Annotated in this window: 5 protein-coding genes; all 5 read left to right on the forward strand. The window is 60.9% G+C overall.

Annotated elements, in window-relative coordinates:
• Nucleotides 1-294: hypothetical protein (locus ACFCU0_RS15165; RefSeq protein WP_434974524.1), on the forward strand; the 294-nt coding region annotated here is incomplete at its 5' end.
• Between the two features lie 72 nt (nucleotides 295-366).
• The gene (locus ACFCU0_RS15170) at nucleotides 367-2,790 is read left to right on the forward strand and encodes an ABC transporter substrate binding protein (RefSeq protein ID WP_434974525.1); all 2,424 of its coding nucleotides are present in this window, start codon (nucleotides 367-369) and stop codon (nucleotides 2,788-2,790) included.
• Between the two features lie 105 nt (nucleotides 2,791-2,895).
• A complete protein-coding gene (locus tag ACFCU0_RS15175) occupies nucleotides 2,896-4,119 on the forward strand; it encodes an efflux RND transporter periplasmic adaptor subunit (protein ID WP_434974526.1) in 1,224 nt (407 codons plus the stop codon).
• A gap of 133 nt (nucleotides 4,120-4,252) precedes the next feature.
• The gene (locus ACFCU0_RS15180) at nucleotides 4,253-7,453 is read left to right on the forward strand and encodes an efflux RND transporter permease subunit (protein ID WP_434974527.1); all 3,201 of its coding nucleotides are present in this window, start codon (nucleotides 4,253-4,255) and stop codon (nucleotides 7,451-7,453) included.
• A gap of 474 nt (nucleotides 7,454-7,927) precedes the next feature.
• Nucleotides 7,928-8,563 carry a potassium channel family protein gene (locus ACFCU0_RS15185; RefSeq protein ID WP_434974528.1) on the forward strand — a complete coding sequence of 212 codons (636 nt, stop codon included), beginning with the start codon at nucleotides 7,928-7,930 and terminating at the stop codon, nucleotides 8,561-8,563.
• Nucleotides 8,564-9,351 lie beyond the last annotated feature (788 nt).

Genomic DNA, 9,351 nt, shown 5'->3' on the forward strand with positions numbered 1-9,351 from the left:
CGCCTTCAGTTGACGGATTCTCAGAAAGAGACGGTTCGTCCCATCCTAAAAGACGACCAGATGCAACGACGGGCCATCCTCAACGAATACGGCATTGATCTCGAGAATATAGATCCAGACGACCGACCCGGACGCCGCACGCTGTTAAAGATGCGGCGGGACATGAATAGGGTGCACAAGCAGACGGAAAAACAGCTAGCGTCCGTGCTTACGGATGACCAAATGGCCGAATGGGGCGCCCTGCAGGAAGAACGGCGCGAGAAGATGCGCGATCGGCTTCAGGGCAACGGGTAAGTCTGCGCAATCAAGCCTCCGTAGCGGTCACACGCGTATTATTTTGTCGCCTTTCGACTCTTCAGCCTCCGTATGACTCGTCGTATTCTATTTCTTAGCATCGGCTTCCTCACGGCTTGCGTTCTACTATGTGTTGTGATCGGGTCACCCTCTGCGATGGCGCAGGCGGAGACACGTTCTGAGGCGACCATCACGTTCGTTTTCGACGGGCCGGGTCCACGCAACGATAGCCTGCGCACGCTCTTCGAGCAAGAAATCCGGACGCTCGCCGCGCGCGCGTTTGACCTGCGCTTCGAGGCTGTCGCGGCGGATTACACCTTGGCCGGTGCACACCAGCAGATTCGCCTCGTCATGAAGCATACGGACGTGGATCTCGTCATTACCGTTGGAGCCCTCACATCGCAGGTGGCTGCAGGACTTCAGGATCCACCTCATCCGGTCATTGCAGCCGCTGTAATCGACCCCGAACTGCAGGGCCTTCCCCAAGATAATGGGTCGAGCGGAGCCTCCGGCGTAACCTACCTTACGGCGCCGGCAGCACTGGAGCGCGATCTACAAACCTTCCGCGAAGTCGCATCCGTCGAGAGCGTCGCGGTTCTTCTGAATGAAGGATTGTTGCGTGGAATACCCGGTCTGGAGCGGCAACTGCAAAGAATCGGGGCGGACGTAGGGCTTGAGCTGGAAGCGGTGGCCGTAGGCTCTTCGCTTGAAACGACCCTCGACGACCTGCCTACGGACATTGACGGCGTGTACGTGGGTCCGCTCGACCGACTGTCGGTGCCCGCGCTGCGAGCGCTTGCCGACAGCCTCTCCACTCGAACCCTTCCTTCGTTTGCATTCGGGGGACAGCGCGAAGTGAGCCTCGGCTTCATGGCCGCCTTTGAGACCGACATCGTCTCTCAGTTGGCCCGACGGGTCGCTGTCTTTGCCGAGCGCATCCTACTCGGAGATGATCCATCGACGTTCGCAGTGCAAACAACGACAAGCGGACGGCTCGTCATCAACCGAGCAACCGCCAGCGCCGTGAACGTCTACCCTCCGCTGGGGCTTCTTCTTGAAGCGGATCTCATCGGGACAGACCCCAAGCAGGCCGGGGACACGATCACGCTTGACGAAGCCATCCAAATGGCGGTATCGGGGAACCTGGCCCTGGCTGCGCAGGATCGAGCTGTGATCGCGGGCGCGGCTCGGGTGGGCGAAGCCCGTTCGACGCTCCTGCCGCAGATCGACGCCGGCGTCACCGGGACGCTCGTCGACGCACAACGTGCCGAGGCGTCACTGGGACAGCAGCCAGAGCGCACAGCAACGGGTCAAATCAGCCTTTCTCAGATCCTGTTTTCGGAGGGCGCACGGGCGAACGTAAACATCGAGAAACTGTCGCAGTCCGCACGGGAGAACGAGCGAACGACGCGACGGCTCGACATTGCCCTCGAAGCCGCCGAGGCGTACCTGAACGTCCTGCGCGCGGAGGCCCTGGTGCAGGTGCAGCGGGACAACCTGATCCTGACGCGCGAGAGCTTAGAATTGGCGAATCAGCGAGAGGCCGTGGGAACCGCCGGACCCGCCGAATCGCTGCGCCTCCAGGCCGAAAGCGGAACCCGGCGCACGGATCTCATCAACGCGTTCGTGCAATTGCAGGCTGCACGCCTTGCGCTGAACCAGGTGCTCAATCGGCCGCTTGAAGCCCCTTTCATGGTCGCCGAAGATGTCCAGGCCGGCGCCGACGCACTCAGCGCAGGAAGTACACTGGCCGGCTTCGTCACCAACCCTCGTGTCTTCGAGGAAATCCGCGATTTTCTAAGTGAAGAGGCGGTGCGGTCCGAGCCAGCGATTCAGGCCATCGAGGCCGGCATCCGCGCTCAAGAGCGAGCCGCACGGGCTGCCGGACGCTCGTTCTACCTTCCCACGGTGGCTGCCGTCGCACAGTTGAACAGCGCACTGTACGAGGACGGAGCCGGCACGGAGGGTCTGTCATTCCCGGCCCCCACTGGCTCGCCCGGGTTTTTTCCCTTGCCGGAACCACCCAACACGTTCTGGACCGTCGGGGTGAACATCTCGCTTCCCCTGTTTGAAGGAGGCGGCCGCATCGCCCGGCGCAACCGGGCCACGGCAGAGGCCGAACGCCTCCGGCTGGAGCGCGACCTGGCCGCACAACGCGTCGAGCAAAACATGCGCACACAGCTTCAGTTTGCCGCGGCTTCCTACGCAGCCATACGCGAAGCACGCCGCGCTGCGGACGCGGCCCAACAGTCACTCGACATCGTGACGGACTCTTACGCGGCGGGTGCCCTGGACGTGACACCGCTCCTCGAGTCACAGACGGCTGCTCAGCAGGCGGAAGTGGGTGTGACGAACGCGACCTACAATTTCCTGATTGATCTCAAGCGCGTCGAGCGCGCGCTCAGCCGCTTCGAGGCACTCAGCTCGCCCGACGATCTTGCGGCCTTCCGCGAGCGACTCGGAGAGTTCCTGCGCAGCGTGTCTGCAGAGAGGTAGCACGTTGACACAGAACGAATACACCTATCGGGGGACAGCCGTCAGGGTGGCTCGCCCCCACGCGGACGCACCCTTCCACTCATTCTTCCCTTAACCATCAATCCGTTGCCTATCCCGACTGTGTTACGGTTGCCCATCGGTCTACGCTACGGCCGGTCGCCAGATCGCTACATTCTTCGATCTCTTCTGTGTAGCGCTCTTTTGGTCCTGGTTGTGACAGCAGGATGTCGGACCGAGGAAGCCCCGCCGGAGGAGCCGCCACGCCCTGTCCGCTACGAACAGGTATTCAGCGCCAGCAGCGAGCAGGGACGAACCTTTTCAGGCGTCGCGCAGGCTGGGTCTGAGGCCCAGGTTGCCTTCCGGGTACGCGGAGCTGTGGAGTCCGTCGGCGTGCAGGTGGGGCAGCAAGTCCGACGGGGGCAAATCCTCGCCCGACTCGACGCCACGGACTATGTCATCCAACAACGGCAGGCCGAGGCGGCGCTGGCGCAGGCAAACGCCCAACTCCGCAACGCGGAGGCGACCTACGAACGCACGCAACAGCTGTACGCAAATCAGGGAGCATCGCAAAGTGATCTCGACGCTGCACGGGCGCAGTTTACGTCGGCTCAGGCGCAGGTGCGATCTGCGGAGGCGCAGCTACGCGCGGCCGAGCGGCAGGTCAGCTACACGCAGCTCGCCGCGCCCCTCTCAGGCGCCGTCGCTGATGTAGCGGCTGAAGTCGGAGAACAGGTCAGTCCCGGTCGACCGGTGGTCACGATCAGCGGAGCCGGACAGCCGGAGGTCGAGGTGCCCGTGCCGGAGGGACTGATCGGACGGGTCCGCACCGGTGCCCCTGCGCAGGTTCGCATCGGCGCACTGGGGGATGCAGAGTACGAAGCGACCATCACCGAGGTGGGTGTAGCCCCCACGGGCGGCGCAACCACTTTCCCAGTCACCGTGCGCCTCACGGAAACCGCATCGCAGGTCCGACCAGGCATGGCGGCAGACGTCACGCTTCCGATGGGTGCCTCATCATCTGCGGGAGAGAGTTCATCTGCGATCCGGGTGGTCGTTCCAGCGCACTCCGTAGGTGAAGATCGCGACGGCCGGTTCGTCTTTGTGCTGCAGCAGCAGGGACAGGACCGAGCGATCGCGCTACGCCGCCCGGTCGAGACCGGCGGCTTTCAGGGCGACGCCATCGAGATCCTGGAAGGGGTCCAGAGCGGCGACCTCGTCGTGACGGCGGGCGTCAGCGTTCTGGCAGATAGCCAGGAGGTGGCCCTGCTCGGCGGTGCCCGCTCGCCCTCCGACTCCGTAGGCACACAACAGGGTGGCGGCCAGGAATAACACGGGCATATTTGCGGGACAAAAAACACACCCGGACGAGCGCTCCCCTACGTGATACCTACGTCTATTCTCCTCCTCCCCTCTTCATCACTTTGCGGGGATCTCTATTCTACCCGATTCATCGCGGATCAACATGGACATTACCCGCTACGCAATTGAAAATAAGGTCGTCACAGCCGTGGTGCTCGTGGCGGTGCTCTTCGCGGGCATACAGGCGTATCTGAACCTGCCCCGCGCCGAGGACCCTGGCTTTAAGATTCGGGTGGCACGCGTCATCACGCCGTTTCCCGGGGCGAGCCCTCAGCGCGTCGAACAGCTCGTGACCGACAAGCTGGAACAGCGTATTCAGGAAATCCCGGAAGTAGACAACATTACCAGCACGTCGCGCACAAGCGTTTCCATCATTTCCGTGGCGTTAAAGGACGATGTGCAGGACCTCCAGCCCGTCTTCGATAAGCTTCGGCGCAAAGTCGAACAGGTGGGGCCCGATCTGCCGGCTGGTGTGGTCTCCACGGTCGACGACGAGTTCGGCGACGTGTTTGGTACCCTCCTGACGCTGACGGGCGATGGGTTCTCCTACCGCGAACTGGAGGAGACCGCTGAGCAAGTACGGAGTGAACTCCTCAAGATCGAGGATGTCGCCAAAGTTGAGATCATCGGCGCGCAGCCCGAGCGCGTCTTCGTGGTATACGATAACGCTCGCCTCGCGGAGCTCGGCCTCTCCACGGGGCAGCTTCAGAACATTCTTCAGACGAGCAACATCATCATCCCGGGCGGAGCGGTGCAGACCGGCGTGGAAAGCATCACGCTCGAGCCATCCGGCGCCTACGAAACCGTCGAGGCAATCCGGCGCACCGTCATCAGGTTGCCCGGAACCGGCGACGTGGTCTTCCTCGGGGATATTGCCGATGTAAACCGGGGTTACGTCGACCCGCGCACCGAGGAAGTGCGCGTGACCGGCGAGGAGGGTCTCGTACTGGCGATTTCTATGCGGGACGGGGGGGATATCATCGGGCTCGGGGACGACGTGCTGACCACCGTTCGCCGGCTCGAGCAGCGCTATCCGATCGGCCTCTCGTTTGGTGTCCTCAGCTTTCAGCCCGGCGTGGTCGAGCGCTCGGTCGGCGACTTCACGTCGTCGGTGTTTCAGGCGATCGGCATCGTCATTCTCTCGATGCTGATCTTCCTCGGGCTCCGAACGGGGCTCGTCGTTGCCACGCTCATTCCGATGGCCATGGTCGCAACCCTGATGATGATGGACGGCTTCAACATCGGCCTCGACCAGATATCCCTCGCGGCCCTGATCATCGCGCTTGGCCTCTTGGTCGATAACGCGATCGTGATGAGCGAGGCGATCCTGGTGGAGATGGAGGAAGGCAAGTCGGCCGTGGAAGCCGCTGTCGCGTCGGCGCGCGAGTTGCGCATCCCGCTCCTCGTCTCCTCCCTCACGACCGCGGCCGCGTTTCTGCCAATCTACCTCGCCGAATCGACGGTCGGCGAATACACGGCCCCTCTCGCTCAGGTGATTACCATCACGCTTCTCTCGTCGTGGCTCCTGGCGATTACCATGATCCCGCTCTTTTGCGTTCTCTTCTTGCGGGTAAAAAGGAAGAGGGGCGACACAACGATTAGCGCGGCCACGGATGCCGGTGACGTTGCCACGGGTGATGTCGCTTCTGATGACGCTTCTGGTGACGCCCCCGCACATGATGAAGGCGGTGAGTACGACTCCCCCTTCTATCGCCGGTATCGCGACCTTCTGACCGGCCTCCTCAAGCGACCGGCTCTTACGCTCCTTGCGGCATACGGGCTGCTCCTCGTATCGCTCTGGGGGTTCGGATTCGTGGAGCAAATCTTCTTCCCGGAGAAGCGAGAGGTGCTCTTCACGGGCGAACTGAACCTGCCGTATGGTACGTCCTTCGAACAGACCCAGGCCGTCGTCGCGGATATCGAGGGATTTATGGACGCCGAATTGGCATCAACCGGCGCGAGCGAGCCGGGACTTGAAAACTGGACGTTCTTTGTCGGGACGGGAGCGCCCCGGTTCAACCTGGGTTACAGCCCGGAGCAAGGCCGCTCCAATTACGCCGCCCTGATTGCCAACACGACGAGCTTCGACGTGCAGAACGACGTGATGCGTCGCCTGCGTGGCTACGTCGAACAGCGCCACCCGGGCCTCGATGCGAAAATACGACCCCTGTCGTCAGGGCCCGCCACCGCGAATCCGATCGAGGTGCGGCTCTTCGGGGATGATGCGGACGTTCTCTTCGGTATCGTCGACCAGGTAAAGCAACAGGTCGCCTCCATTGATGGAACGATCAACATCTCCGATAACTGGGGACAGTTCACCAAGAAGCTGCGCGTAGAAATCGACGAAGTACGGGCACGCCGGGCCGGGGTCTCGAACCAGGACATCGCGGTATCGCTGCAGACCGCCCTGTCCGGGGTCGAAGCGACCCAGTTTCGGGAGGCCGCCGAGATTATCCCCGTGACGCTTCGATCGGGGGAGCGCGTACGCGAAAGCATCAGCCGGATCGAATCGATCAACATGTACGCTCAGGCGACCGGGCGAAACGTCCCGCTCGGACAGGTCGCCGATATTGAGCTTGCGTTTGAGCCCTCCCAGATCCTACGCCGCGACCGTTCGCTCGCGGTCACGGTCCGCTCCGGGCTCGACCCGGCCGTGGGCCGAACGGCCTTCGACATTTCGGAAGACCTCACGCCATGGCTCGAAGCCCAGCAAGAAGACTGGCCGCTCGGGTATGGCTTCGAACTTGGCGGCGACATCGAAGGCTCTTCCCAGGCAACCGCGTCCATCACAGAAAAACTCCCTATCGCCGGCATCATCATCTTACTCCTGCTGGTGTGGCAGTTCAACTCGATTCGTAAGCCAACGATCATCTTGCTGACCATCCCGCTCTCGGTCATCGGGGTAACCTTTGGCCTCCTCATCACGGGACAGCCGTTCGGTTTTATGGCGCTCCTTGGCATCATTGCGCTTGCGGGAATCGTGATCAACAACGCCATCGTGCTACTCGACCGCATCGACATCGAGATGAATGAAAACGGCCATCCGCCCGACCGCGCCATCGTGGAGTCGGCTCAGCGCCGCTTTCGCCCCATCCTTCTCACCACCGCGACGACGGCGGGAGGCCTTATTCCCTTGTGGCTTGGCGGTGGGCCACTTTTCGAAGCGATGGCGGTATCGATTCTGTTTGGTCTCCTCTTCGCCACCGTACTCACGCTCGGCTTCGTCCCCGCCCTGTACGCACTGCTCTTCCGCGTCAACTTTTCCGGCTTTACCTATCCCTCAGCAACTTCCAACTCAGAGTAAACGGTGCCTCGGTAGATCATAACTGTACGGGTTAGCGCTGGACAGGCCGAAACTGGCGAGGTCACGGTTTGGCTTCGCGCCGAGATACGAGAAGCCGAGGAAAGCCTCATACCGGGTATCGTACTACGCCTGAGAAGACATGAGCAATCCGAAACGAACAACGACCAGCGATCGATGGGTGATGCGCGTGACATCGGTGCCGTTGGTGTGGGTCAAGGTTGTTTCCTGAATAGGTCTTTGATCACGACAATACTTCCTGACTGCCTGGATGTACTATACCCACAAAGCTCGGCAGATTGCCTTGTAGGCAGTACCAGTGAGTATGCAGTGCCAGCGAGCCGCTCATGTGAGGCGTTTCGGGAAAGGTAATGAGGACGATCCATGCCGGAACCGACGTCGACCACCCGGTCTGAGTGAGGATGGAGCCAAGTTGGGACTTTTTGGCATCGAGCCAATCTTCAAAACGAAGACATCATGCCCTTGCTCAGAGCCCGACTGCAGTTCTTGCTGATTGCCCTTGTGGTTTTAATCGTTGTTTATCCCCTTATCCAGGGCATGTTAGTGCTGAACGTCATGCTAACAGCGGTGCTGTTCACCGCCGTGCATGCGGTAAGTGAGCAGAAGCGCCAATGGGTGGTGGCCCTGTTGCTGGGCATCCCCTGGTTCATCGCGTTGTGGCTCGATCAGTTGGGTTTGGACGACGTTGCTGTGGCCGTCTTGGCACCTGCACTGGGTGCCCTTTTTCTGGGGTACGTGACTCAAATCCTCCTTCGGCACGTGATCCAGGCAGACCGGGTCGACGCGGAGATGATTTACGGGGCCATCGCCGGGTACCTGCTGCTCGGGGTGATCTGGGCCATGCTGTATACCGTCACAGAGACTCTTCAGCCCGGCTCGTTCACCCTCACAGCCACCGGCGACACCCGCCCATGGGGTGATCTGCTGTACTACAGTTTTGTGACCCTGACTACCTTAGGGTATGGCGACGTGCTTCCTCTGAGCAGCCGCGCGCGATCCCTTGCCGTTCTGGAAGCCGTCACGGGAGTCTTCTACGTCGCCGTCCTCGTCGCTCGCCTCGTGAGCCTGCACATTCTCCACGGTAAAAAGTAGGCTGAGGTGAGTACGCTACTGTGCAGTGGTGGTCAGGATGTAAACGCCGAAGGCACGACATCCTTTTCCCAGCTTTACGATCAGCCTGCACCGAGCAACGTATTATCCCGACAACGGCACGGCATCTCCCCGGTCTAAAAACGTTGTCGGCTCCGTCTCTTTTCGGTGTATGGTGCAAAACCTACACTATCTGGCAGGTATTGATACGATCGATTTTGACACGTCTTTTGAGACAATGCCATCCAGGCTCAGCGCTGCTGTGCGGAGTGATGTGTTTCCAGTGTGCGTATCCAAACGCTGGTTCTTGAGACGAGCAATGACGAGTCCCTTAACTCGCACGCGAAGCCTCTTTCAGGCTGTAGGGGTTGAGTGCACCCATACAGGTAATCGGTGAGCCGCCTCGACCTATCAATACATCGCCCCAGAGACCGTAGACGACGCGCAGGAACCCAATGCCTGGTCCTGGTCCATACCATCCAGGTGTGTGGGCCTTCATGATTGGAATCGTGAAGATTGAACGGACAGAGGCAGCAGCAGGATCATATATAGATACTTATCTATGTAAGATGTTGGCATTCCGGCTCACTCCCTCTCCTGGCCTCCTACAACCCTGCGATGAAATCCACAGAGACGGTAACCTGCGCCTGCGGAGGAACGCCGCATGAAACTCTGCCGCCGGACGAGATCGATACGCATGTCAAGCGCTTCAAGGCACTTGCGAATGAGGTGCGTCTGCGGATCGTCGACTTGATTTATCATGGCGGCGGAGAACTCTGCGTGTGCGAGAT

This window comes from Longibacter sp. (assembly GCF_051155795.1).
Classification (GTDB): Bacteria; Bacteroidota; Rhodothermia; order Rhodothermales; family Salinibacteraceae; genus Longibacter.